Source organism: Acetobacter malorum, assembly GCF_002153605.1.
In the GTDB taxonomy this organism is placed as follows: Bacteria; Pseudomonadota; Alphaproteobacteria; order Acetobacterales; family Acetobacteraceae; genus Acetobacter; species Acetobacter malorum_A.
The window spans coordinates 1-22914 of the sequence record NZ_JOPG01000045.1 but is presented as its reverse complement, the minus strand read 5'-3'; the positions used below and the strand labels follow the sequence as shown (position 1 = coordinate 22914).

The 22914-nt window shown below is 57.5% G+C and carries 25 protein-coding genes and 1 pseudogene; 9 read left to right on the top strand and 17 right to left on the bottom strand.

Annotated elements, in window-relative coordinates; genetic code table 11:
• The 4 genes from HK23_RS13445 to HK23_RS13430 form a co-directional block, all read right to left on the bottom strand.
• A partial coding sequence (locus tag HK23_RS13445; protein ID WP_179193915.1) for an SsrA-binding protein occupies positions 1 to 147 on the bottom strand: 147 nt, incomplete at its 3' end.
• A 3-nt stretch (positions 148 to 150) separates the two neighbouring features.
• Entirely contained in the window at positions 151 to 1041 is an 891-nt protein-coding gene (dapA, locus tag HK23_RS13440) for a 4-hydroxy-tetrahydrodipicolinate synthase (protein WP_086654351.1), read from the bottom strand.
• Between the two features lie 10 nt (positions 1042 to 1051).
• On the bottom strand, positions 1052 to 1948 hold the full coding sequence (locus HK23_RS13435) for a prephenate dehydratase (RefSeq protein ID WP_086654350.1): 897 nt from the start codon (positions 1946 to 1948) through the stop codon (positions 1052 to 1054).
• An 8-nt stretch (positions 1949 to 1956) separates the two neighbouring features.
• Positions 1957 to 2691, bottom strand: coding sequence for a 3-deoxy-manno-octulosonate cytidylyltransferase (locus HK23_RS13430; RefSeq protein WP_086654349.1), 735 nt, complete (start codon positions 2689 to 2691; stop codon positions 1957 to 1959).
• 113 nt (positions 2692 to 2804) lie between these two features.
• Between HK23_RS13430 and HK23_RS13425 the strand changes: the two genes are divergently transcribed.
• The 4 genes from HK23_RS13425 to HK23_RS13410 all read left to right on the top strand — a co-directional run bounded on the left by HK23_RS13425 (position 2805) and on the right by HK23_RS13410 (position 7036).
• A complete protein-coding gene (locus HK23_RS13425; protein WP_256940214.1) occupies positions 2805 to 3368 on the top strand; it encodes a c-type cytochrome in 564 nt (187 codons plus the stop codon).
• Positions 3365 to 4159, top strand: a complete 795-nt coding sequence (locus tag HK23_RS13420; protein ID WP_086654347.1) for an inositol monophosphatase family protein — start codon at positions 3365 to 3367, stop codon at positions 4157 to 4159. The genes HK23_RS13425 and HK23_RS13420 overlap by 4 nt, the downstream gene beginning before the upstream one ends.
• Positions 4160 to 4258: 99 nt before the next feature.
• A complete protein-coding gene (gene serA / locus HK23_RS13415) occupies positions 4259 to 5512 on the top strand; it encodes a phosphoglycerate dehydrogenase (protein ID WP_063908239.1) in 1254 nt (417 codons plus the stop codon).
• A 24-nt stretch (positions 5513 to 5536) separates the two neighbouring features.
• Positions 5537 to 7036 carry a YifB family Mg chelatase-like AAA ATPase gene (locus HK23_RS13410; protein WP_086654346.1) on the top strand — a complete coding sequence of 500 codons (1500 nt, stop codon included), beginning with the start codon at positions 5537 to 5539 and terminating at the stop codon, positions 7034 to 7036.
• Positions 7037 to 7051: 15 nt separating this feature from the next.
• On the opposite strand, the gene metC is transcribed toward HK23_RS13410, so the two are convergent.
• The 3 genes from metC to HK23_RS13395 form a co-directional block, all read right to left on the bottom strand.
• Positions 7052 to 8263 (bottom strand): cystathionine beta-lyase, encoded by a 1212-nt coding sequence (gene metC, locus HK23_RS13405; protein WP_086654345.1) that lies wholly within the window; start codon positions 8261 to 8263, stop codon positions 7052 to 7054.
• Positions 8264 to 8266: 3 nt separating this feature from the next.
• A complete protein-coding gene (locus HK23_RS13400) occupies positions 8267 to 9109 on the bottom strand; it encodes a sulfurtransferase (protein WP_086654344.1) in 843 nt (280 codons plus the stop codon).
• 90 nt (positions 9110 to 9199) lie between these two features.
• Positions 9200 to 10081: a helix-turn-helix domain-containing protein gene (locus HK23_RS13395; RefSeq protein WP_086654354.1), complete on the bottom strand. Its 882-nt coding sequence runs from the start codon at positions 10079 to 10081 to the stop codon at positions 9200 to 9202.
• Positions 10082 to 10286: 205 nt separating this feature from the next.
• Here HK23_RS13395 and HK23_RS13390 point away from each other — a divergent pair, with 205 nt between their 5' ends.
• Together HK23_RS13390 and HK23_RS13385 are read left to right on the top strand one after the other, a co-directional pair.
• Entirely contained in the window at positions 10287 to 11378 is a 1092-nt protein-coding gene (locus HK23_RS13390) for an AI-2E family transporter (RefSeq protein ID WP_063908243.1), read from the top strand.
• Positions 11375 to 12079: an endonuclease/exonuclease/phosphatase family protein gene (locus HK23_RS13385; RefSeq protein WP_086654343.1), complete on the top strand. Its 705-nt coding sequence runs from the start codon at positions 11375 to 11377 to the stop codon at positions 12077 to 12079. The genes HK23_RS13390 and HK23_RS13385 overlap by 4 nt, the downstream gene beginning before the upstream one ends.
• On the opposite strand, the gene cls is transcribed toward HK23_RS13385, so the two are convergent.
• On the bottom strand, positions 12074 to 13489 hold the full coding sequence (gene cls / locus HK23_RS13380; RefSeq protein ID WP_086654353.1) for a cardiolipin synthase: 1416 nt from the start codon (positions 13487 to 13489) through the stop codon (positions 12074 to 12076). The genes HK23_RS13385 and cls overlap by 6 nt on opposite strands.
• Before the next feature lie 44 nt (positions 13490 to 13533).
• Here cls and HK23_RS13375 point away from each other — a divergent pair, with 44 nt between their 5' ends.
• Positions 13534 to 13950 (top strand): YraN family protein, encoded by a 417-nt coding sequence (locus HK23_RS13375; protein ID WP_179193914.1) that lies wholly within the window; start codon positions 13534 to 13536, stop codon positions 13948 to 13950.
• A 61-nt stretch (positions 13951 to 14011) separates the two neighbouring features.
• Here HK23_RS13375 and HK23_RS13370 read toward each other — a convergent pair whose 3' ends face one another.
• The 9 genes from HK23_RS13370 to purB form a co-directional block, all read right to left on the bottom strand.
• On the bottom strand, positions 14012 to 14260 hold the full coding sequence (locus HK23_RS13370) for a hypothetical protein (RefSeq protein ID WP_256940213.1): 249 nt from the start codon (positions 14258 to 14260) through the stop codon (positions 14012 to 14014).
• Between the two features lie 137 nt (positions 14261 to 14397).
• Positions 14398 to 14736: a Grx4 family monothiol glutaredoxin gene (gene grxD / locus HK23_RS13365; RefSeq protein WP_062140289.1), complete on the bottom strand. Its 339-nt coding sequence runs from the start codon at positions 14734 to 14736 to the stop codon at positions 14398 to 14400.
• A 40-nt stretch (positions 14737 to 14776) separates the two neighbouring features.
• Positions 14777 to 15007 (bottom strand): BolA/IbaG family iron-sulfur metabolism protein, encoded by a 231-nt coding sequence (locus HK23_RS13360; RefSeq protein WP_043552646.1) that lies wholly within the window; start codon positions 15005 to 15007, stop codon positions 14777 to 14779.
• Positions 15008 to 15031: 24 nt separating this feature from the next.
• Entirely contained in the window at positions 15032 to 17230 is a 2199-nt protein-coding gene (gene purL, locus HK23_RS13355; protein WP_086654340.1) for a phosphoribosylformylglycinamidine synthase subunit PurL, read from the bottom strand.
• On the bottom strand, positions 17227 to 17928 hold the full coding sequence (gene purQ, locus HK23_RS13350) for a phosphoribosylformylglycinamidine synthase subunit PurQ (protein WP_086654339.1): 702 nt from the start codon (positions 17926 to 17928) through the stop codon (positions 17227 to 17229). Before purQ ends, purL begins: the two co-directional genes overlap by 4 nt.
• The gene (locus HK23_RS13345; protein ID WP_086654338.1) at positions 17925 to 18296 is read right to left on the bottom strand and encodes a Rap1a/Tai family immunity protein; all 372 of its coding nucleotides are present in this window, start codon (positions 18294 to 18296) and stop codon (positions 17925 to 17927) included. The genes purQ and HK23_RS13345 overlap by 4 nt, the downstream gene beginning before the upstream one ends.
• Positions 18293 to 18535, bottom strand: coding sequence for a phosphoribosylformylglycinamidine synthase subunit PurS (gene purS / locus HK23_RS13340; protein ID WP_043552652.1), 243 nt, complete (start codon positions 18533 to 18535; stop codon positions 18293 to 18295). The genes HK23_RS13345 and purS overlap by 4 nt, the downstream gene beginning before the upstream one ends.
• Positions 18536 to 18563: 28 nt before the next feature.
• Positions 18564 to 19331, bottom strand: a complete 768-nt coding sequence (purC, locus tag HK23_RS13335; RefSeq protein ID WP_063908410.1) for a phosphoribosylaminoimidazolesuccinocarboxamide synthase — start codon at positions 19329 to 19331, stop codon at positions 18564 to 18566.
• 133 nt (positions 19332 to 19464) lie between these two features.
• Entirely contained in the window at positions 19465 to 20814 is a 1350-nt protein-coding gene (purB, locus tag HK23_RS13330; protein WP_062140297.1) for an adenylosuccinate lyase, read from the bottom strand.
• Between the two features lie 158 nt (positions 20815 to 20972).
• On the opposite strand from purB, the gene HK23_RS13325 reads away from it, so the two are divergent.
• Both HK23_RS13325 and HK23_RS13315 read left to right on the top strand, forming a co-directional pair.
• Positions 20973 to 21590: a YjbE family putative metal transport protein gene (locus tag HK23_RS13325; RefSeq protein ID WP_086654352.1), complete on the top strand. Its 618-nt coding sequence runs from the start codon at positions 20973 to 20975 to the stop codon at positions 21588 to 21590.
• Between the two features lie 70 nt (positions 21591 to 21660).
• Positions 21661 to 22914: pseudogene (locus HK23_RS13315) on the top strand (lytic transglycosylase domain-containing protein); the annotation flags it as partial.

The window sequence follows — 22914 nt, the reverse complement described above, 5'->3', positions numbered from 1 at the left end:
CCCCATACGCAGACTTTTAACCTCAGCCCCTTTCAGGACCAGACCCGCCTCAATGGTTTCCGTAATGGTGTAGTTAAAGCGCGCCTTGCGGTTCTGTGCAGCGATACCATGAGAAATCATGGTTGCTTTTGCTGGTTTCTTTGCCATGGCTCAGTTCAGCAGCCCGACATCAATCAGCGCCGCTTTGACCAGTTGGCGTGAAGGTTCAGTGAGTGGTGCCAGCGGCAGGCGGCAGGTTTCTCCCGCCAGTCCCAGCAGGCTGGCAGCGTATTTGGCCGGTGCCGGATTGCTTTCACAGAACAGGGCATCATGCAGCGGCAGGAGCTTGTCTTGTGTGGCAATAGCCTCTGCCACGCGGCCAGCCTGCCAGTCCGCCTGAACACGAGCGCAGAGAGCCGGAGCGACGTTGGAGGTTACGCTGATGCAGCCGTCGCCCCCTGCTGCGAGGAAGGAGACGGCCGTGCCATCTTCACCAGAAAGCTGATTGAAAGGTTTCTTTACAGCGCGGCGCACCTGCAACGGGCGGAGCAGATTGGCTGTGGCGTCTTTTACGCCAATAATATTAGCGTGGCGTGCCAGTCGGGCTGTTGTTTCCACGCTGATATCAATGACCGAGCGACCCGGAATGTTATACAGCACAAGTGGAATGGAAATTGCATCCGCAACAGCCATGAAGTGCCGGTAAAGGCCTTCCTGCGTCGGCTTGTTATAGTACGGCGTGACCACCAGCACTGCGGAAGCTCCGGCTTTTTCAGCATGGCGTGCCAGATCAACCGCCTCAGTTGTGCTGTTGGATCCGGCGCCTGCAATCACTGGCGCACGGCCAGCAGAAACCTTGATGGCGCGTTCGATAACTTCGTGATGCTCCTGATGCGACAGGGTCGGGCTTTCGCCCGTTGTTCCCATGGCGCATAGCGCAGACGTACCTTCTTCAATCTGCCAGTTCACCAGATGTTCAAAGGATGTGAAGTCCAGACTGCCATCCCGGTTCATGGGGGTGATGAGAGCAGTAATGGAGCCTGTAAAGCGTGTGTCTGACATGAGCTGTCGTCTATCCCGAAATGGCGTCTGCAGGCCCTGAAGTCTGGTCTTCAGAGGGAGCGCCGGTCATGTGCCGCCGGAAAGGCGACTGCGTGTATACGCCCAGAATTTCGGCGTTCTCGGCAAAAAATTCAAGTTCTGACAAAGCTTTGCCCAGCCTGTCCTCTTCCGGATGACCTTCTACGTCCATCAGGAAGCGGGTTGCGGCAAAACTTCCGCCTGTCATGTAGCTTTCCAGCCGCGTCATGTTCAGGCCGTTGGTGGCAAAGCCTCCCAGCACCTTATAGAGCGCGCCGGGAATGTTTTTGACGTTGAAAATCAGCGTCGTCATCACATGGGGAGTGCCGCAGGCGGGACGCTCTGCTGTGCGGGAGGCGATGTAGAAGCGCGTGGTGTTGTGCTTTGCATCTTCTACGTTTTTGAGCAGGATTTCCAGCCCGTTCAGCTCCGCTGCCAGTTCCGAGGCGACGGCAGCTTCTTCCTTTTTTCCCCAGAGTGCTACCAGTTCGGCGGCACCCGCTGTGTCAAACTCCGTAACCGGCGTCAGGCCACGCTCGCGCAGCAGATTGCAGATCTGCCCCATAGCGACGGGATGGGTATGGACGCGTTTGATATCTTCCAGTCGGGCGCCGGGTACGCCCAGCAGGCAATGTTCAATACGCTGAAAATACTCGCCGACAATATGCAGGCCAGAAGCAGGCAACAGGGTGTGAATATCCGGTACGCGGCCTGCCAGACTATTTTCACAGGCCAGCATGGCCAGATCCGCGCGGCCGGTATGGACTGCCTCTATGGCTCCGGCAAATGTCTTGCAGGGCAACGTGCGCCAGCCGGGTTTGACCGTGCGGCATGCAAGGTCGGAATAGGCGCCGAGGGCCCCTTGAAAGGCGATGATCTTATCTGTCATTGCGTGTGTCATGCCTTGAAATATTGCCGGGCCCGGTCCAGATCCGCCGGGGTATCCACGCCAAAGGGGGCTGCATCAATCCGTGCGCAGCCAATACGCATCCCGGCTTCCAGAGCGCGAAGCTGCTCCAGTTTTTCACGGCGTTCAAGGCCCGATTCCGGCAAGGATACAAAACGTTCCAGCGCTTCCCGTCGCCAGCCGTACACCCCGACATGATGCCAAATCGCTCCCTCACCCCACGGGATCGGGTTGCGTGAGAAATACAAGGCAGGGGCACAGAGTGTGTCTTCGTCAAAATGACAGGCAACCTTGACCACGGACTCAGCCAGCTTTTCGCCTTCAGACAAGACCGGAGCCACCAGCGTGCCAATATCAAAAGCCGGATTGGGCATAACGCGCATTACGGCACGCAGGTCATCAGGAGAAAATGTTGGCAGATCTCCCTGCAAATTGATGATCACATCATGCGCGCCATCAGGGTCAAGCTCTTGTGCCGCCTGCCAGACTCTGTCTGAGCCAGAAGGAAGGTTGGGGTCTGTCAGCACGGCACGGCCACCGGCCTGCGTCACGACATCACAAATTTCCTGATCTGCCGCAGCAACGGCAATGGGGCCGACGTCTGCAGCAATCGCGGCATCCAGCACCCGCAGAATCATGGCGCGTCCGGCAATATCGGCCAGCGGTTTGCCGGGCAGACGTGTGGAGGCAAGCCGGGCGGGGATGATGACAAGCGGGGAGATCATCAGCTTGCTCTGGAATACGGCACGGAATATAGCCTTGGAAACAGTGTGAAAACGCTGCCGAAACTGGCACAGCGCCCTGCATGACAGGAAGCGGCGCGCAGTCTAGAAAAGGCGTGAGCCAAACGCAACCGGAGGACCCGGCTTCTCGTATGGACAGCATGTTTCTCAACCGGCTGGGAGCGGCCTTTTTGCTTTCCGGTGTGTCCGTATGGATCTGTAGCGCTGTCGGCTCAGCCGTTGTGCCCCAGACAGTCCCGGCCAGGCCTGCGTTTTCTCTCCCCGGTCTGGAAAATAAACCTATCGCCCCTTTCATGGCCCATGCGGATGCTGAAAGAGGCGATGCACTGGTGCATCAGGTCTGCACAAGTTGCCATGCCGTGAATGAAGGGGCGTCTGATGGCGTTGGCCCTAATCTTTCAGGGGTAGCGGGTCGCCGAATTGCGGGGCTTTCCAACTATTCTTATTCTACGGCTCTCAAGGGGCAGCAGGGGCATGTCTGGTCAGACCAGGCCTTGTCGGACTGGCTGACCTCCCCTGCCCGCTTTGCACCCGGCACGCGCATGTCTCTGGTCGGTCTGCCGGACCCGGCTCAGCGTGCGGATATTATCGCCTATCTGCATACATTGGGGGATGCCGAAGCCCCCGCTCCTTCTCCCGATCCCAAGGTGACCCCATGAGCGATGACGATCTGACTCCTTTTCTGGACGTAGCCATCATGATGGCCGAGGCTGCCCGCTGCGTGGTGCGGCCATGGTTCCGTCGGGGCATCAGCGTTACCGATAAAGCGGATGAAAGCCCCGTGACCATTGCAGACCGCACAGCCGAGCGTGTGATGCGGGCCATTCTGTCTGAACGTCTGCCCGATCATGGGGTGTTTGGAGAGGAGTTCGGGCTTGTGAATGACGCCGCCCGCTATCGGTGGCTGCTGGACCCGGTGGATGGCACGCGGGCTTTTGTGACCGGCCGCCCCCTTTTTGGCACGCTGATTGCGCTGCTGCGGGACGGCCAGCCTGTGCTTGGCGTAATTGACCAGCCCGTTCTGCAGGAGCGCTGGATTGGTGTGGCCGGGCAGCCGACCCGCTTCAGCTCGCCTCTGGGGGGCACTCCGGTTACACGCCCCTGCCCGCGTCTGGCTGATGCAGAACTCTCCTGCACATCGCCTGAAATGCTGGAAAGCGCGCCGCATGAGGGCTGGAAAACGCTGAAAGCCGGCGCCAAGCGCATGACATGGGGCGGTGACTGCTACGCCTATGGCCTGTTGGCGCTTGGTCAGGTTGATCTGATTGCAGAATGCGACATGAACCCGTGGGACTGGGCTGCGCTGGTGCCGGTTATTGAAGGGGCTGGCGGCAAAGTCACGGCATGGGATGGAAGTCCGCTCAGGGCGGATGGAGACCGGACCGTTCTGGCGGCGGGAGACCCTGTTCTGCATGCCGAAGCCGTGCGCACCCTTGCCGGGCATGGCTGACAGGCTCCCTCATTTTAACGATTCACTGCGCCAGACCTATGAATTTACCGCATTTTGCGATAGGCCTGCGCTTCGGCACAACAGGTATGGTCATTCCTCATGAGCACACAACTGTCCCTTCCCAAGGATAAGATCCGCATTCTGCTGCTTGAAGGCGTTCACGATAGTGCGGTCGCACTGCTGAAAGCCAGCGGTTACGAGAACGTGGTCCGCCACAAGGGAGCGCTGGAAGGCGATGCCCTGAAAAAAGCTCTGGAAGGCGTACATGTTGTGGGTATTCGCTCCCGCACGCAGCTGACCAAAGAGGTGATTGAAGGCGCCGATCGCCTGATTGCCATCGGCTGCTTCTGCATTGGGACCAATCAGGTGAATCTGGAAGCCGCACGGCTGAACGGTATTCCGGTATTCAACGCGCCGTATAGCAATACGCGCTCCGTGGCAGAACTGGTCATGGGCGAGATTGTCATGCTCATGCGCCGCATTTTCCCCGGCTCCATTGGCTGCCATCAGGGCCTGTGGAACAAATCCGCTGCCAATAGCTGGGAAGTTCGCGGCAAGACGCTCGGGATTGTTGGCTACGGGTCCATTGGTTCCCAGCTGTCCGTTCTGGCAGAAGCCTTCGGCATGCGCGTCATTTATTATGATGTGGTGGACAAGCTTGGCCACGGGAACGCCATGCCGGTTGATACGCTGGAAGATCTGCTGAGCCAGAGTGATGTGGTGAGCCTGCATGTGCCGCAGCTTCCCACAACCAAAAACATGATGGGTGCCGAACAGATCCGTGCCATGAAAAAAGGCTCGTTCCTGATTAATAACGCCCGTGGGAATGTTGTTGATCTGGATGCGCTGGCCGAGGCTCTGAAAGACAAGCATCTGCTGGGTGCTGCCGTGGATGTGTTCCCCAAGGAACCCAAAGGCCCGAATGACCGTCTGGAAACGCCGCTGAAAGAGCTGGATAACGTCATTCTGACGCCGCATATCGGTGGTTCCACGGCAGAAGCTCAGGAACGCATTGGGGTGGAGGTTGCCCGCAAGCTGGTTGAATATTCCGATGTGGGGTCAACCTTCGGGGCTGTTAATTTTCCCGGTGTGCAGCTCCCCCAGAGCCCGCGCGGCACGCGCTTCATGCACGTGCACCACAACGTGCCGGGCATGATGATGCGTCTGAATGAAATCTTCCTGAAGCAGACCTGCAACGTCACGGCGCAGTTCCTGCAGACGGATGGTGAGATCGGATACGTGGTTGTGGAAGCCGATACGGGCGGAAACAAGGATACGGATGACACCATCCTGCACGCTCTGCGTGATCTTGAAGGCACCATTCGTGCCCGTCTGATCTATCAGGGTCATTGATCTGATGGCGGTCCGGGGGCGGGAATGATCAATTCCCGCATCCGTAGTTTTGCTTTTGCCGGGATAGAGGCGCGGCCTGTCTGGGTGGAAGTCCAGATTTCGTCCGGTCTCCCGGCATTTCTGATCGTTGGTTTGCCTGATAAGGCTGTGGCTGAGGCCCGGGAGCGCGTACGTGCTTCCCTGACCTCCATGGGTATGGCGCTGCCCGCCAAGCGCATTGTTATCAATCTTGTGCCTGCCGACATCCCGAAAGAGGGATCGCATTTCGACCTTCCCATCGCCCTCGCTCTACTCTGCGCTATGGAAGTTCTGCCCTACGAAGAAGTGGCACGTTTTGCGGCTTTGGGGGAACTCTCGCTGGATGGTCGGTTAAACCCCGTTGCCGGCGTGCTGTCTGCCTCCATTGAGGCATCCGCTATGTCTCTTGGATTGATCTGTCCCGCCATGCAGGCGGAAGAGGCACTGTGCGGTGGCGACATTGCCATTTTGGGTGCGCCCACTCTTCTGGCTCTTATCAATCACTTCACAGGGCTACAGATTCTCACGCCCCCGGTTTTTTCAGAACGGGCACCAGATCTATCTTCTGAACGTCTGCCTGATCTTTCCGAGATTAAAGGGATGGAAACCGGACGTCGGGCACTGGAAATTGCTGCGGCGGGCGGTCACTCGATTCTGTTATCCGGGCCGCCGGGGGCCGGAAAATCCATGCTGGCAGCGCGCCTGCCCAGCCTGTTACCAGACCTGACGCAGCGGGAAAGTCTGGACGTCTCCCGCATCTATAGCGCTGCAGGATTACTGAAAGACGGACGCCCGATCCGACGTCCCCCTTTCAGAGACCCGCATCATTCTGCAACTCTGCCAGCGCTGGTAGGAGGCGGAAGCAAGGCGCGGCCGGGTGAGATTAGTCTGGCAGACCATGGCGTTCTGTTTCTGGATGAATTGCCAGAGTTTTCCCGCGCAGCACTTGAAGCCCTGAGGCAACCTCTGGAAACGGGGCGCGTGAGTATCGCCCGTGCCGCCCTGCATGTGGCCTACCCTGCCCGCTTCCAGCTTATTGCAGCCATGAACCCGTGCCGATGTGGGTATCTGGGGGATGCCAGTAAGGAATGCCGCAAGGCTCCGCGCTGTGGCGAGGATTACATGGGGCGGCTTTCTGGTCCGCTGCTGGACCGCATTGATGTCCATGTGGCGATGCAGCCTTTTGAACCACTGGATTATCTTTCCGGTCCGTCTGGCGAGGCCAGCGCGTCTGTAGCGCACCGGGTGGAAGTCGCCCGGCAGCGGCAATATGCCCGGCATGACGGCGTAAAAAATGCACAGGCCACGCTGGAGCAGATGCCGATAACAGAGGCCGCGCAGGCTCTGGCGCAGAAAGTGGCGACACGTTTCCGTTTTTCAGCGCGCGGCTATACCCGCATGCTTCGCGTTGCCCGTACCATTGCCGATCTGGCAGGAGAGACCGCTATTCATTCTCCCCATGTGGCCGAAGCGGCGACCTTCCGTCTCCGCTCCGGCCAGGATTAAAAGGGTTACGCCCTGTTAGCTATGAGCTTTCAGGACATTGAACCCCTGTTCTAAATCAGCAATCAGGTCATCCGCGGCTTCCAGGCCGATTTGCAGACGCATGGATGGACCTTCGGCCTCATCTGTCGGGAAGTTCCGCGTAATGCTTTTGCTGGTTGGCAGCACGAGGCTCTCATACCCCCCCCATGATGCGCCGATGCCAAATAGCTTTAGCGAATCAATCATGGCTTCCATAGCGCTCTGGCTCAATGTGTCTTTCAGCACGAAGCCGAACAGGCTGCCGGCTCCAGTGAAGTCACGTTTCCAGATTTCATGGCCCGGACAGTCTGGGAATGCCGGATGCAGGATGCGGGCAACTTCCGGCCGGTTTTTCAGCCATTGGGCAATCTGCATGGCGGACCGCGCCTGATGAGACAGGCGGACACCCATCGTGTGCAGACCACGCAGTGTCAGCCAGCAATCATCCGGCCCGGCAAGCTGGCCGAGTTGAATGGCCGTATCCCGCAGCAAATGCCAGTCCTCGGTCTTTGCAACCGTAACGGCTCCGGCAATCACATCGGAATGACCCGAGGGGTATTTTGTCAGCGCCTGAATGGAGACATCCACGCCATGCGTGAACGGTGCAAAAATCCCAAAGCCCCAGGTGTTGTCCATCATTAGTCTGGCACCATGCGCATGAGCCACGCGGGCCAGCATGGGGACATCCTGCACTTCAAAGGTGTGGCTGCCCGGGCTTTCTGAAAACAGCACCCGTGTGTTGGGCTGCATCAGGCTGGTTAGTGTCTCAGCCGAGGCGCACGGTGGGTAGTAAGTTGTTTCCACGCCAAAGCGTTTGAGCACATTTTCGGCAAACCGACGGGTGGGGCTATAGACAGAATCCGGAAGCAGGCAGTGTTCCCCCGCATTCAGGAACGCCAGCAGTGGCGTGGTGCAGGCTGCAAGCCCGGAAGAAACCACCTGACAATCCGTGCCACCTTCAATGACGGCGATCGCTTTTTCCAGTTCATGTTGCACAGGTGTGCCCATGGCCCCGTAAATATAGGCGTGGTCAAAGCGTTTCTGGCCCTGCCGGCGCATGTCGTTCAAGGTAGGAAACAGCACGGTGGAGCCGCGCGTCACGGGCATGTTGACGGGCGTGCCTTCGGGTTGTGCTTCCGGTCTGGCCAGACGGGTGAGCGTGGAAGAAAGCTTGTCCCAGCCTCGCGTCACGTTGGTGTCGGACGTCATTATTTAAGATCCTTTCGTCACGGGTGCGTCTGGCGTTGCACCCCATTCTGCCCATGATCCGTCATAGAGCGCGCCTTCGTCAAAGCCACCCAGCGCAAGCCCAACACTCAGGACCGCAGCCGTCATTCCTGAGCCGCATGTTGTTACAGCGGGTTTATCCGCCGGCACGCCAGCTTCAAGCAAAATCTCCCGCACGCGGCCTGCCGGGAGAAACTGCCCATTTTCTGCTAGGAGCGTTTTGTAGGGAAGATTAATCGCGCCGGGCATATGCCCGGAGGCCAGACCGGGGCGTGGTTCTGGAACCTCTCCATAAAACCGGGCGGCAGAGCGGGCATCCAGAATGGGCTGCAGGGAGCCGGAAACAATATCCAGCATATCCCCTAGCCCTTTCACGCGCGCAAAACGGGTATGGCACGCGTAAGACTGGACCTTTGGTGTATGTGCAGGACTTTGTTCAACCGGCTGATTGTCGCGTTGCCATGCAGGCAGGCCGCCATCCAGCACAAAAGCCTGATCATGCCCAAATAATCTGGCCAGCCACCAGGCCCGGCATGCCGAAGCAGTGTTGCCCTGATCGTAAAAAACGACCTTGGTTGACCGGCTAATGCCCAGAGCGCCAAACAGGTGGCCAAAGCGGGCTGCGGACGGAATAGTATGAGGCTGCGTGCTTTCCGGGTCGGAGAAGAGATCAATATCAAACCGCAGACTGCCGGGAATGTGGGCTTTCAGAAAAGCCTCATCCGGGTTGCTGGTTTCCCCGGGCAAAAGTGCTGTTGCGTCCAGAATACAGAGCGCATTTTCGCTCTGCCAGGAGGCAAGAGTTTTTACAGTAATGAGCGGCGACATAGCTTTAATCCCGGACCAGCGACGTAAGGGTGGTGAGGGTAAAGCAAGTCTGCCCGGAAAGGTATTAGTCAGATTTCTAAAAAGCCGTGGTCAGACGGCTCCGTGCTGCTCCACCAGCTTTTTCAGGCGATCAATGGCTTCCTGCCCCTTAAGGGATGTCTGCCAGAGTGTCTCAAGCATCTGCTGATGGGTCGCTACAGCTTCCGGAGAGGATGTGATCATGGCAATGCCCGCAGTATTTGCTGCTGAGCTGTCACACCGGAACGGGTTGATAGCGACCGCCATCAGCTCATTGCGACGCATGAAAATGCACGAGGTTGTGGTGATGTTTTTAGGAATGACACTGAACTGAAGTCCCATCGGGACAGAATCGATCAGGGTGATAATGTTGCGGATTTCCTGCACGGCAACCTGCCGGGCTTTGTGACGCAATGTTTCGGACATGGGAATGCCAGCGCCCACCCCATGCGTCAGGAAATCAATAATCTGCTTTTCAGGCAACATGGAAATGATGGACGGTTTACGCTGGCTGTACAGGGCGCGACGTTTTGACTGCGCCAGAATGGCTGGCGCTTCCATCACATCCCCCCCTTCCTTTACCTGCTGACTGGTATGCGCTTCCAGCAGGACAGCATCATAGGCTGGTGATGTGACCTGATAGCAGACCGGGTCCGAGACTTGCAGGATCTGCTCAATATCACCTTCAATCTGTGTAATTTTCTGAAAAAAACTATCAGGCTTACTGTAATATTCAAACCCGACCCCCAGCAAGGTTAGGGGTGAAATATTCAGAAGTTCAGCCAGTCTCTGGACAGTATCCAGCTTAATCACTTCGCCTTTTTCATAGCGGTATAGCGCTGCGCGGGAGACGCCCAGCCGGGCTGCAATCTCATCGGCCCGCATGCCGGATTCAAGACGAAAAGCTCTCAACTGCTGACCAATTTCACCAAGATGCATTGTGACAGCAGTCATAGTTTTAACCTTATTAATCAGCATGTTATGAACAAAATACTTTATCGAATGTATTGTTAATTATACGTTAATTAACAGATTGTAAAATCCCGTCAATGCTGGTTTGTTGCAAATTCAGATACCGGGTGCCGGTATATCTCCGTTGCGATGCTGAAAAGGCTTTAAGAGACCAGACAAAGTACCAGATCCGTGGTTTACTGTGACCATGATGGATGGGCTGACTCTGACAACGGAACGGATCATGCTGGCGCTGCTGCTCGGTGGCATTGCCTACGGATGCGTCATTGTTCTCGCTCCTTTCTCGTCAGCCATTTTGTGGGCGGGTGTGCTGACATACGCCACATGGCCCATCTTCCAGCATCTCAGACGCCGCATGAGCGCTTTGGCTGCGAGTCTGGTGATGACGTTGCTATGCGCTGTCGGATTCGTCATCCCGCTTGCTTTTCTGGCGTCCACCACAATCGCGGCCAGCCCACGCTGGGCGTCCCGGCTGAATGCTCTTTTTAGTTTTTCTCATCATCTTCCCCCTCCTCCTGGCTGGCTGAGCAATATTCCTATGGTCGGGCAGGATCTTGCCGGCCAGTGGCAACACTGGAGCCATGATGTTGACCATCTGGGGGCCAGCCTGCGGCCTTATGCAGGTGATATTATTCAGTCCCTGCTGGTGCTTTTCATGCAGGTTGCCAATGGCGCGCTGCATCTGGTGATGGCTCTGTTCATCGCCTTCTTTTTCTGGCTCAGCGGCTCATCTCTGGGCGACACGCTGAAAGCCGTGATCACCCGTATTGCCGGGCCACATGCTGGTCGACACCTGCATATTATTGGCGGGACCGTTAGGGGTACCGTGTATGGAATTCTGGGGACAGCGATCATTCAGGGCATTTTGACCGGTATCGGTTTCTGGCTGACCGGCCTCTCCGAGCCGGTTATGTTTGGGGTGCTGGCCGCTTTTCTGGCCGTTCTGCCGATTGGGGCACCGCTTGTCTGGGTGCCTGCGTCCCTCTGGTTACTGGCCGACCATCACGTGGGCAAAGGAGTCCTGCTCCTCCTCTATGGCCTTTTGCTGATTTCCGGCGCAGATCATGTCATCCGCCCGCTCTTTATTGCGCGAGGAAGTAAGCTACCATACCTCCTGACGGTTCTGGGGGTGATTGGCGGCGTAATGGCTTTTGGTGGTCTGGGCATTTTTCTGGGGCCAATTCTGCTCGCTGTTGGCTTTACATTGACTGTAGAGTTTGCCGCACAGGAAGCGCCTTCTCATTCTTCTTCTGATGATCAAAGGAGGCTGCCCTCATGAGGCGTCATTTTCTCCGTCTCATGGATGCGCGTCGTCGCAAAAAACAGCTTCGGCCTCACGTCTCCGCAGACCATGACTGCACGAAAATTATTAGCTGGAACCTGCTGAGAAGAACCGGCGCGACCGTGCATGATGTTGTCGCCCTGATTGAATCTGAAAAGCCGGATATTCTCCTGATGCAGGAAGCTACGGCTGAAATTGATGTGCTGTCAGATATTCTGGGCGGCTATTATGCCCGCGCGCCCCTGCCCGGCCGCATTCATGGCCCGGCCTGCTGGAGCCGGACACCATTTGCCCGCACTCCGCGTGCCTGCACTATTCCCTCTGGCGCAGTTGTCAAACGGCATGCGCAGATTATTGATTATGGTCCGTTCTCTCTGGCCAATGTTCACCTGTCCCATGGGCAGGTGCTAAACCGTCGGCAGTTGCGGCGTATCGCGGCTCTGCTGCCCGCACCCTGCGCGATTTTGGGTGACTTTAACCTTGTCGGTCCAACACTGGTGCCAGGGTTCAGAGATGTCGGCCCCAAAGCGCCGACGCATCGTATGGTCGATCTGGTTCCCATCCGCATAGATCGGTGTCTGGTCGAAGGCATGAGCTGTCTGAGTGCGAGAGTTCTGCCGGTTTTTGCGTCAGACCATCGGCCGATTGCTGTTCAGTTACGGCCGGATATCAAAGTGCTGGCCTCTGTCGCGTCATAGATAAGGCATAAACAGGCGCGCTGCGGCATCACGGATCTGGATCAGCTTGTTCCGTTTATCCAGATCATGGTGGGTCAGGCGTCGATTTCTGTGATGGCAGATGAAATCATCCAGCATTTCGGCCATCACGACATCATAGGTTTCCATATTGATCTCGAAATTCAGCCGCAGGCTGCGAATATCGAGATTAGAACTCCCGACAAAAGACCATGCTCGGTCTACCACCATCAGCTTCGAATGGTTGAACGGCGGGTTGACCAGCCACACGCGGACGCCGGCATTGAGCAGAGGTGCGATATTGGCAGAGCAGGCCCAGTCCAGCGGTGGATGATTACTGCGACGGGGAATGACCACATCTACCTGCACGCCGCGCAGGGCGGCAAGAGCCAGTTCCGACATGACGCGTGACCCGGGCAGAAAATAGGGCGTCATCAGCCTGACCTGCCGCCGAGCCAATGTAATGGCCTGCAGCATGGTATATTCAATTTTTTCAAGATCGGTATCGGGCCCAGCCGTTACAATCCGGGCGACGGACTCTCCGGCGCTGGTGTGTTCCTTGAAATAGAGATCGCCCTCAAGCGTTTCCTGCGTGACGAAATACCAATCCCACGCGATGGCTTCGGCAAGCTGTTTGACGACAGGGCCTTCCAGCTGGAAATGCGTATCGGACACCGGATGCAGAGGCTTTTTGGAAACCAGATTTTCATCGGCAATATTTAGACCACCCATGAAGCCAATCTTGCCGTCAACCACCAGAATTTTCCGGTGATTGCGCAGATTGATGAAGGGCATCCGCCAGGGCAGCATGGAGTGCATGAAGCGCCCGCACGGTACCCCTGCCCGCCTTAACCGACGGTAGACGGGAGACAGAAAATATCCGCTTCCAATCCCATCCACCAGAACGCGCACCTGCACGCCGCGCTTCTGGGCAGCAATCAGTTTTTCGATAAAGAGGCTGCCAACCTGATCATTCCGAAAAATGTAGGAACACAGCAGAATACTCCGCTCTGCTTCTTCAATAGCTTTCAGCATGAAAGGGTAAGCGCCGTCTCCGTCATGCAGAGGGACAATTTTATTCCCGCCGACAAGCGGGCGACTGGTCAGTTTGCCAACCATCATGGCCAGAGGCGCAAATTGTCCGTCCAGCTCTCTGTTCCAGGAAGAGCTGTGAGAATCCTCAAAGCGATGGGAGGACCGGCCGCTGACCAGCTTTTTAGCAAGCCGCCGCACTCGGTTAATCCCGAACATGATGTAGAGAACTGTCCCCAAAGCAGGCATAAGAACGCAAATGCCAATCCAGCCGATGGCGGACGAGGTATTTCTTTTTGTCAGCAGAATATGCAGGGCAACGCTTGTCACCAGTACAAAACGAATGATCGTGACTGTCACCAGAGAAAGATGCGGCAGAATATCAAACGTCATGGGGCAAGGTGCATCCTGAAAGGAATCAAACAGTGGCAGTCAGGCCTGATATTATTGAGCCAGAACAGAATCGACAAAAGCTGGCCCGGCAGGCGCGTGGCTCAAGAGCCTATCAGGACGGCCTGAGTGCGGAAGAGGCCGTATGCTCTGCTTGTATAAAAGAAGGGTGGCTTATTCTATTAAAAAGAGCCCGCACGCGGCGTGGCGAAATTGATATTGTTATGCGCAAAGGCAGCTTGATTTGCTTTGTCGAAGTAAAAAAGCGCAAAACCCTACGGGGTGCCACGGAATGTCTGAGTATTGCTCAGCAACGGCGGCTTTACCGGGCAGCGGAATGTCTGCTGGCCGCACATCCGCACTGGTCTTACGAAGAGTTACGGTTCGACCTGATCGCGGTTGATGAGCAGAACGCGCTGTTCTGGGTGAAAGACGTTATCCGCCAAATGTAGAAAAAGCGCGGTGCCAGAGGCAAGCCGCGCTTTTCAGAAGACGTTTAGAGGCGCAAGAGCATCAGGTGCGATGGCGACGCGTTGCAGCATGCGCAACCGCATGCTTGGTGGGGTGATAGGCCACCAGATGCACCATGTTGCGGGACGTTGCGCCACGCTGAGAGGCAACCTGTGTGTGGCTGGCCCGAACCACGTGGCTAACGCGACGCACATGAACAACCGGCGGGGGAGCCGCAGTCAGAGACGCGAACGTCAGCTTGCTGGCTTCCAGATCAGAAATAACACGTTCCGCGTGCGCTGAAGAGTTCACGGAAAAAACACCTGCGCTCAAACCAACAAAAGCGAAGGCGCAGCGCAAAAACGGAAGACGCATCATCAAAAATATCCCACCTCTGTTTGTCTGTTTCCAGACTACACAGCCCTCTGATTGCCTGACAACTTAAAAAATCAGGAAGCGGCCTTAAGAGGGATATTTTTTTCTTTCAGCAGGGTCTGGAGTTCACCGGACTGGTACATTTCAGTCACGATGTCACACCCGCCAATGAATTCCCCTTTGATGTAAAGCTGGGGAATGGTCGGCCAGTTTGAGAAGTCCTTGATGCCCTGACGGATGCCGGCATCAGCCAGAACATTCACGGATTTGAACGGCACGCCCAGATGTTCAAGAATCTGCACCACACGGGCGGAGAAGCCACACTGTGGGAAGTCGGCATCGCCCTTCATGAACAGCGTGACAGGGTTGGTATCAATTACGTTCTGGATCTGCTGTTTGACAGTTTCCGACATTAACCTGGATCCTTGCTAAAAAAGCGGAAAAATACGCCGTTCAGGGCGCAGACGTCTGCAACGCAAGCGCGTGCAGTTTGCCGCCCATATGGCCCTGCAGGGCCTGATAGACAAGCTGATGCTGCTTCACGCGGTTGAGGCCTTTGAAGGCCTCACTCACGATAGAGCAGGAATAATGGTCACCGTCCCCGGCCAGATCATCAATCCTGATCTGCGCATCGGGGAAAGCCTGACGAAGATACGTCTCAAGTTCAGTGGCGGACATCGCCATGGCTTACAGGTCCCTTTCAGTTACTCAGCGGGTCATCAGGGCCGGGAAGAAGGCCTCATGCGCGGCAACAAGTCGTGCAGCAGATATTGTGACGCCACTCGGCAAAATCAAATCATTTCCGCCAGACTGGCCAATCAGACGAGCCGGAACACCGGCCTGCTCTGCACGGCCGCAGAATTCTGCGGCATTGTCGACGCAGACCAGATAACGGGCCTGATCTTCACCAAACCAGAAGGCTTCCGGGCGGATGCCGCTGTCCGGGCTTTCCAGCTCACAGCCCACACCGCTGGCCATCACCATTTCCGCAACAGCAACCATCAGGCCGCCATCGGAAAGGTCATGACAGGCGGAAACTGCACCGCTGAGGATTTCCTGCCGGACAAAGTCACCGTTCCGTTTTTCCGCAGCCAGATCAACCGGTGGCGGCGGCCCGTCTTCACGGCCCAGAACCTCACGCAGCCAGATGGACTGGCCGAGTTCTCCGCGGGTTTCACCCACCAGAACAACGGCCTTACCGTCCTGCATGCCCAAGCCAACGGCTTTTTCCACGTCATCCAGCACACCCAGAGCGCCAATGGCGGGGGTAGGCAGAATGGCCAGAGCAGAGCCGTCCGGCTGGCGTGTCTCGTTATACAGAGAGACGTTGCCACTCACGACCGGGAAGTCGAGCGCCCGGCAGGCATCGCCCATCCCTTCAATCGCGGCGACAAACTGCCCCATGATTTCCGGCTTTTCCGGATTGCCGAAGTTGAGGTTGTCGGTCACCGCCAGAGGACGAGCGCCTGTCGCGGTCAGGTTACGCCATGCTTCGGCTACAGCCTGCGCGCCCCCGGTTTTGGGGGCAGCATGACAATAGCGCGGCGTGCAGTCGGTCGTGATGGCCAGAGCCAGCGATGTGTCTTCAATTTTGACAATCGCGGCATCAGCAGCGCCCGGACGACGCACCGTCTGGCCCCCAACCGTGCTGTCATACTGGTTCCATACCCATGCACGGGATGCGAGATCGGGTGACCCAACCATCTTGAGCAATGCAGCATCAAGCGAAAGCGGAGCATGCACTGCACCAAGCGGTTCCGGTGCAACCGGCGTGGTGGCCGGGCGATCGTAGATCGGAGCCTGATCGGCCAGCGGGTCCAACGGAATGTCTGCTTCCAACTGCCCTTTGTGCTTCACCACAATATGGCCGGTTTCTGTCAGATGCCCGATAATGGCGAAATCCAGTTCCCACTTCTCGAAGATCTTGCGCGCGACTTCTGTGCGATCTGGCTTGAGCACCATGAGCATGCGCTCCTGGCTCTCGGACAGCATCATCTCATAAGCCGTCATATTCGGCTCACGCTGCGGCACCGCGTCCAGATCCAGCTCAATCCCGACGCCACCTTTTCCGGCCATTTCCACAGCGGATGAGGTCAGGCCAGCAGCGCCCATGTCCTGAATGGCGACAATGGCATCAGTCGCCATCAGTTCCAGGCAGGCTTCAATGAGCAGCTTTTCAATGAACGGGTCGCCAACCTGCACGGTCGGACGCTTCGCCATAGCGTTTTCGTCAAACTCGGCGGAGGACATGGTGGCACCATGAATGCCGTCACGCCCGGTGCGGGAGCCAACGTACACAACCGGGTTACCCACCCCTGCCGCAGCAGACAGGAAAATCCGGTCTTTCCGTGCAAGGCCGACTGTCATGGCATTGACGAGCGGGTTGCCATCATAGGCCGGGTGGAAGTTGATCTCCCCACCGACTGTCGGCACGCCTACGCAGTTGCCGTAACCGCCAATACCACGCACAACGCCATCGATAATCTGACGGGTGCGGGGCGTTTCCGGGTTACCAAAACGCAGGGCGTTCAGGTTGGCAATCGGGCGCGCACCCATGGTGAACACGTCACGCAGGATCCCGCCAACACCTGTGGCAGCGCCCTGATACGGCTCGATAAAGGACGGATGGTTATGGCTTTCCATCTTGAAGATGGCAGCATACCCCTGCCCGATATCCACCACGCCAGCATTCTCACCCGGCCCATGGATAACCCACGGCGCTTTGGTGGGGAGCGTACGCAGCCATTTGCGAGAGGATTTGTAAGAACAGTGCTCGGACCACATGACCGAGAACACACCCAGCTCTGTCAGGCTGGGTGTGCGCCCCATGATGGTGACAACGCGCGCATATTCTTCAGCCGTCAGCCCGAATTCCTGGGCCAGAGATGCATCAACGGTCTTTTTCACCGGACAAGAGCCTCCACAAGACCTTCAAACAGCGGCAGACCGTCTACGCCGCCCATCAGCGGGTCAACAAGGTCTTCCGGGTGAGGCATCATGCCGCAAATACGAGTGTTTTCGCTCAGGATGCCCGCAATGCTGTTCACGCTACCATTGGGGTTGCTGTCCACATCGTCAGCCTGCACCTGCCCGTTCGGGGAAGCGTAGCGGAAGGCAACAAGCCCCTCGCCTTCCAGCCGGTCCAGTGTGCTCTGGTCTGCCGTGTAGTTTCCGTCCCCATGCGCCAGAGGTGTGCGGAACACATCCCCTTTCTGCCATTTATGGGTGAAAGGCGTATCCGTCCGTTCCACACGCAGATGGCAGTCCTGTGACAGGAAGCGCAGGTTTGCGTTCCGCAGCAGAGCACCCGGCAGCAGGCCGGATTCCGTCAGAATCTGAAAGCCATTGCAGACTCCCAGAATATGACCACCCTTTTGTGCAAAGCTGCGGATTTCCGTCATGATGGGAGAATGGGCGGCCATGGCGCCACAGCGCAGGTAATCCCCGTAGCTGAAGCCACCTGGCAGAACAACAAGATCAATCCCGGTCAGGTCGGTATCACGATGCCAGACCATGCGGGGCTCATGTCCGGTCACACGCCGCAGTGCGATAGCCATATCGCGCTCACGGTTGGTGCCCGGAAAGACAACAATCGCTGCTTTCATTTTGCGCTGCTACACGGGTAAGAGTCATGCAGAGCCTTGAAGACACTTTCGCCAACAGGCTTGGACATTGCTTCAGAATGCGCTTTCAGCCAGGCCAGCACTTTGGCGCGCATGGCGGCACCGTTTTCTGATGTCGGAACGCAGAAACCAGCCGGTGCGGACGCATCGCCTTCGTTGCGATCATTGATTTTGGAGAGAGCAACAGCATCGGCAACCCCGGTGATGTAGGCATCACACACGGTGGCGCCTGCTGCACGGGAGCAGATGCGGGCAAAATTGCCGGCCTGCATGGGGGAAATGCGCTGAGCGTGCGCCAGTGTCGGCGCAAGCAGAACTCCCCCAAGGGCGATCAGGGCGAGGCGCTTCATCCCAGCACCTCAACCGTAAAGTCTTCAATCACCAGATTGGCGAGAAGATCCCGCGCCATGTCTTCGGCCTGCTTCTGGACAGCAGCACGGTCCGTGCCCTCAACATCCAGATCAATAATCTTGCCGACCCGGACGTCATTCACGCCCGGGAAACCCAATGTGTGCAATGCGTGGCCGATGGCTTTCCCCTGCGGGTCAAGCACACCCTCCTTAAGCATGACGGTTACACGTACTTTCATGATAAAGCCCCCGTTGCTGTCGGCATGGTCACTGCATGGTCTCCGGACCCTTCATGTCTCCGCCATTGCCCGCTTCGGGCAGAATGCCCAGTCGGCGGGCAACTTCCTGATACGCCTCCCGGACATTGCCCAGGTCACGGCGGAAACGGTCCTTATCAAGCTTCTCGTTGGTCTGGTTGTCCCACAGGCGGCAGTTGTCGGGTGAAATTTCATCCGCCAGCACAATCCGCATGTCGTCCCCTTCCCAGGAGCGGCCAAATTCAAGTTTGAAGTCTACAAGCTGAATACCAATGCCGCTGAACAGGCCGCACAGGAAGTCATTCACGCGCATGGCCATGGACGTCATGTCTTCAAGGTCGTGCGGGCATGCCCAGCCGAATGCGATGATATGGTCTTCAGAGACAAGCGGATCATTCAGCTCGTCATTCTTGTAGTAAAATTCGACAATGGTACGCGGCAGGCGTGTGCCTTCCTCAATACCAAAGCGCTTGGCAATGCTGCCCGCCGCAATATTGCGGACAACAACTTCAAGCGGGATAATCTCAACTTCCTTCACCAGCTGCTCACGCATGTTGATGCGGCGGATGAAGTGTGTGGGAATGCCGATTTCCTGCAGGCGGAGCATCAGATGCTCGCTGATGCGGTTATTCAGCACACCTTTGCCGGTAATTGTGCCGCTTTTGGCACCGTTGCCAGCCGTGGCGTCATCCTTGAAATACTGCACAAGGGTGCCGGGTTCCGGACCTTCAAAAAGGATTTTGGCTTTACCTTCGTAAAGCTGGCGGCGACGGGCCATGGTCATCCTTACCTGTCTTGAACGTTTAAAACCGATCCCTGCAACCGGTCCGGGGGAAGACTGAAACCAGCCTTCCCTTCTTCAGACGCGTCATAGCAGGCTTCGGGCATGGAAGATATAGGGAGGCCCCTGCTCACAGAGCCGGGCCGGGTTCCCCAAATACTTTCTGGTACAGGCCATCCAGCGCCTTCAGATGCTGGCGGCTATCCATAGCGGCATCCAGCGTTTCCGCCGGGATACGCCCGGAGATTTCCGGGTCTGCTGCCAGATTTTCACGGAAGGTCCGACCTTCCGGCGTGCCCAGCTTGGTCCATGTTTCCATCGCATTGCGCTGGACAATCCGATAGGCATCCTCACGCGAGAGTCCAGCGCGGGCCAGAGCCAGCAGGACTTCGCCGGAGTGCACAACGCCGCCAAGGCTTTCGATGTTGGCAGCCATACGGTCCGGATAGACCAGCAGCTTGCTCATCATGCCGGCAAGACGTGCCAGAGCGAAGTCCAGACCAATGGTAGCGTCCGGGCAGATGTTTCGTTCAACGGAAGAGTGGCTGATGTCACGCTCATGCCACAGGGCCACGTTTTCCAGAGCCGGGATCACGGCAGAACGCACAAGGCGCGCCAGACCCGTCAGGTTTTCCGTCAGCACCGGGTTCCGCTTATGCGGCATGGCGGAAGAGCCCTTCTGGCCCTTGTGGAAGAATTCTTCAGCTTCCCGCACTTCAGAACGCTGCAGATGGCGCACTTCAATGGCCAGACGTTCAATGCCGCTGGCAATAACGCCAAGCGCGCAGAAATAGGCAGCGTGACGATCACGCGGGATGACCTGCGTGGAAACCGGTTCCGGCTTCAGGCCCAGACGTTCAGCGACGTAGGTTTCAACGCGCGGGTCCAGATGAGCAAAGGTGCCGACGGCGCCGGAAATAGCGCAGGTGGCAATTTCTGCACGAGCTGCTTCAAGGCGTGCCTTGTTACGGACGAACTCGGCATAGTGCCCGGCCAGCTTCAGACCAAAGGAGGTCGGCTCGGCATGAATACCGTGGCTGCGGCCAATGGTCAGGGTGTGCTTGTGTTCAAACGCACGGGTGCGCAGGGCGTCCAGAACGTCGTCCAGATCTTTCAGCAGCAGGTCGGTCGCCTGCGTCAGCTGCACGGCCAGGCAGGTGTCCAGAATATCGGAAGACGTCATGCCCAGATGCACAAAGCGGCTTTCCGGACCAACTTTCTCAGCAAGCCAGGTCAGGAAGGCAATTACATCGTGGCGTGTTTCAGCCTCGATTTCATCAATGCGGGCCAGATCGGCATCGGAGAAAGCGGCCATTGCGGCATCGCCCTTCTCACGCACGACTTTTGCGGCCTCTTTTGGCACAGCGCCATATTCGGCCATGGCTTCGCAGGCCAGTGCTTCAATCTCAAACCAGATACGGTAGCGATTTTCAGGCGACCAGATAGCGGCCATGACAGGGCGAGTATAGCGCGGCACCATAACGCAGTGTTCCTCCTGAGAACGGAATGATGCGGGCCTCTCTACCCGATTCCGGCCCCGGCGTCTGCCCGTGAAACAAAAAACTTTGACACTCCGGGTTCTTTCAGGATGTTCAGAGCCTTGTTTTGCCGGTCCCCGCCTATCGAATCGGAGTTTTCGTGCACGGTTTTCTTGATGCTTTCAGCCTGAAAGCGCTTTTTGCCTTCCTTCAGGTGGTGATGATTGATGTCACGCTGGCGGGAGATAACGCCGTTGTGATCGGGCTGGTTGTGCGCTCTCTCCCCGTGAGCGAGCGACGGAAAGCCATTTTTGCCGGCATCGCACTGGCCGCCCTTATCCGTATCCTCATGGCGCTGGTGGCCGTGCAGCTTCTGCAGATCATAGGTCTGACACTGGCGGGCGGCCTGTTGCTGCTGTGGGTGTGCTGGAAGATGTATTCTGAGATGCGGGCCGGTCCGCACGACGATGCGGACGGCAGCCCCGCGCCGGGCAGCTTTGGCAAGGCTGTGCTGCGCATCCTTCTCGCAGACCTTTCTATGAGTCTGGATAATGTGCTGGCCGTGGCCGGTGCAGCGGCAGAGCATCCTGCTGTAATGGTGGCCGGGCTGGTCCTGTCGGTCTTGCTGATGGGGGTTGCTGCATCCGTTATCGCCCGCCTGCTGGACCGGTACAAATGGATTTCGTGGGTGGGCTTGCTGATTGTTCTGGGTGTGGCGATTGAACTGATTGTTAAAGGCGGCGGCGAGGTCTGGGGGCATTTACCTTTCTCTCATTGAGGGGCTGAGTTCCCCTCTCCCGCACCGATCATGACTTGCCAGCGCATGCGGGATCGCTGATCTTCCGGGAATGTCAGTTTTACATTCTTCCGCATGGCGTCGGCAGGCAATTCTGCCGCTGGCTGCTCTACTTTTAAGTGCGTGTTCGGCTCCGCCGGAAACTGGGGAGCCCACAGCCTCATCTGCACCTGCAGAGGCCGTGCCTCAGCCTGTTGCAGCACCGTCGCCGTCGGCAGGCGCAGGCAGCTCGGTGTCTGACCGTCTGACTGTCTGGCTCAGTCTGGTCGGCTCTCCGCATGCCAGCGCGCAAGAATATGCAGACTTTCTGAAAACCCGGCCCGTCTGGCCCCGCTGGCAGCTTTTGCAGAGCCGCATGCAGCAGGCTTTAGCCAAAGAGACGGATCCCGCTGTGCTGGGGCGGCTCTGTACGCAAACGCTGAGTTATGGCCCTGCCCTAGCGCAGTGCGCAGCTCAGGTGGGTGCTTCCAGCCATCTTGCTGCCGAGGCAAAGCAGGCCTGGATGAATGGCAACGATGCGCCCGCAGCGGCATCGGCCCTGTCAGGCGCATTTCCGCAGGCGCTGACGCAGGAAGCCTCATGGTTGCGCTTTAACCGGGAAGAAAAAGCCGGATTACTGGCCGCCGCGCGGCAGACGGTGCCTTATCTCAGTGCATCCCGGCAAAAACAGGCTCAGGCCCGTCTGGCTTTTCGTGCGAATGATGCCAGTGCAGAAACACTGGCAGCCGCCCTGCCCGCCTCTGAGGCATCAGACCCTTATCTTATTCTGGACCATCTCCGCTGGCTGCGCACCCAGAAACGCGACACGGACGCCGCAGCACTCTGGAAATCGGCTGGCGTGGAAGCTGAAGCCAAGGCACGTCATCCGGCATTCTGGCGGGAGCGCGATGCGCTGGCGCGGGAACTGGTGCTGGCCGGACAGAATGAGGACGCTCTGTTTCTGGCGAATGATACGGCCGTCACGGGAGCGACCCGTCTGGATGCGCAGTTTCTAAGTGGATGGATCGCCCTGCAGAAACTGCACAACCCGACGCAGGCAGAAGTTTTTTTCAAGCCTCTGGCCGACTCTTCAGCACTCATTACCAAAAGCCGCGGTTTTTACTGGCTTGGGCGTGCTCGTCTGGCCGCGCAGGATAACACATCAGCACAGGCCGACTGGCAGAAAGCAGCAAGCTATCCCGGGACGTTTTACGGTCAGATGGCCGCGGCAAAACTGGCGGGTAATGAAACCACGCTGCTGGCCCCGGACCATATCCCGCAATCCGTTACGAGAGCACTGGCAGCAGAACGAGATCCCGCGGGATCT

Bases quoted from the DNA above. Each gene is read 5' to 3' on its own strand.
- dapA (WP_086654351.1), bottom strand. From the start codon at position 1,041: ATGTCAGACACACGCTTTACAGGCTCCATTACTGCTCTCATCACCCCC.
- HK23_RS13435 (WP_086654350.1), bottom strand. From the start codon at position 1,948: ATGACAGATAAGATCATCGCCTTTCAAGGGGCCCTCGGCGCCTATTCC.
- HK23_RS13430 (WP_086654349.1), bottom strand. From the start codon at position 2,691: ATGATCTCCCCGCTTGTCATCATCCCCGCCCGGCTTGCCTCCACACGT.
- HK23_RS13420 (WP_086654347.1), top strand. From the start codon at position 3,365: ATGAGCGATGACGATCTGACTCCTTTTCTGGACGTAGCCATCATGATG.
- serA (WP_063908239.1), top strand. From the start codon at position 4,259: ATGAGCACACAACTGTCCCTTCCCAAGGATAAGATCCGCATTCTGCTG.
- HK23_RS13410 (WP_086654346.1), top strand. From the start codon at position 5,537: ATGATCAATTCCCGCATCCGTAGTTTTGCTTTTGCCGGGATAGAGGCG.
- metC (WP_086654345.1), bottom strand. From the start codon at position 8,263: ATGACGTCCGACACCAACGTGACGCGAGGCTGGGACAAGCTTTCTTCC.
- HK23_RS13400 (WP_086654344.1), bottom strand. From the start codon at position 9,109: ATGTCGCCGCTCATTACTGTAAAAACTCTTGCCTCCTGGCAGAGCGAA.
- HK23_RS13395 (WP_086654354.1), bottom strand. From the start codon at position 10,081: ATGACTGCTGTCACAATGCATCTTGGTGAAATTGGTCAGCAGTTGAGA.
- HK23_RS13390 (WP_063908243.1), top strand. From the start codon at position 10,287: ATGATGGATGGGCTGACTCTGACAACGGAACGGATCATGCTGGCGCTG.
- HK23_RS13385 (WP_086654343.1), top strand. From the start codon at position 11,375: ATGAGGCGTCATTTTCTCCGTCTCATGGATGCGCGTCGTCGCAAAAAA.
- grxD (WP_062140289.1), bottom strand. From the start codon at position 14,736: ATGTCGGAAACTGTCAAACAGCAGATCCAGAACGTAATTGATACCAAC.
- HK23_RS13360 (WP_043552646.1), bottom strand. From the start codon at position 15,007: ATGGCGATGTCCGCCACTGAACTTGAGACGTATCTTCGTCAGGCTTTC.
- purQ (WP_086654339.1), bottom strand. From the start codon at position 17,928: ATGAAAGCAGCGATTGTTGTCTTTCCGGGCACCAACCGTGAGCGCGAT.
- HK23_RS13345 (WP_086654338.1), bottom strand. From the start codon at position 18,296: ATGAAGCGCCTCGCCCTGATCGCCCTTGGGGGAGTTCTGCTTGCGCCG.
- purS (WP_043552652.1), bottom strand. From the start codon at position 18,535: ATGAAAGTACGTGTAACCGTCATGCTTAAGGAGGGTGTGCTTGACCCG.
- purC (WP_063908410.1), bottom strand. From the start codon at position 19,331: ATGGCCCGTCGCCGCCAGCTTTACGAAGGTAAAGCCAAAATCCTTTTT.
- purB (WP_062140297.1), bottom strand. From the start codon at position 20,814: ATGGTGCCGCGCTATACTCGCCCTGTCATGGCCGCTATCTGGTCGCCT.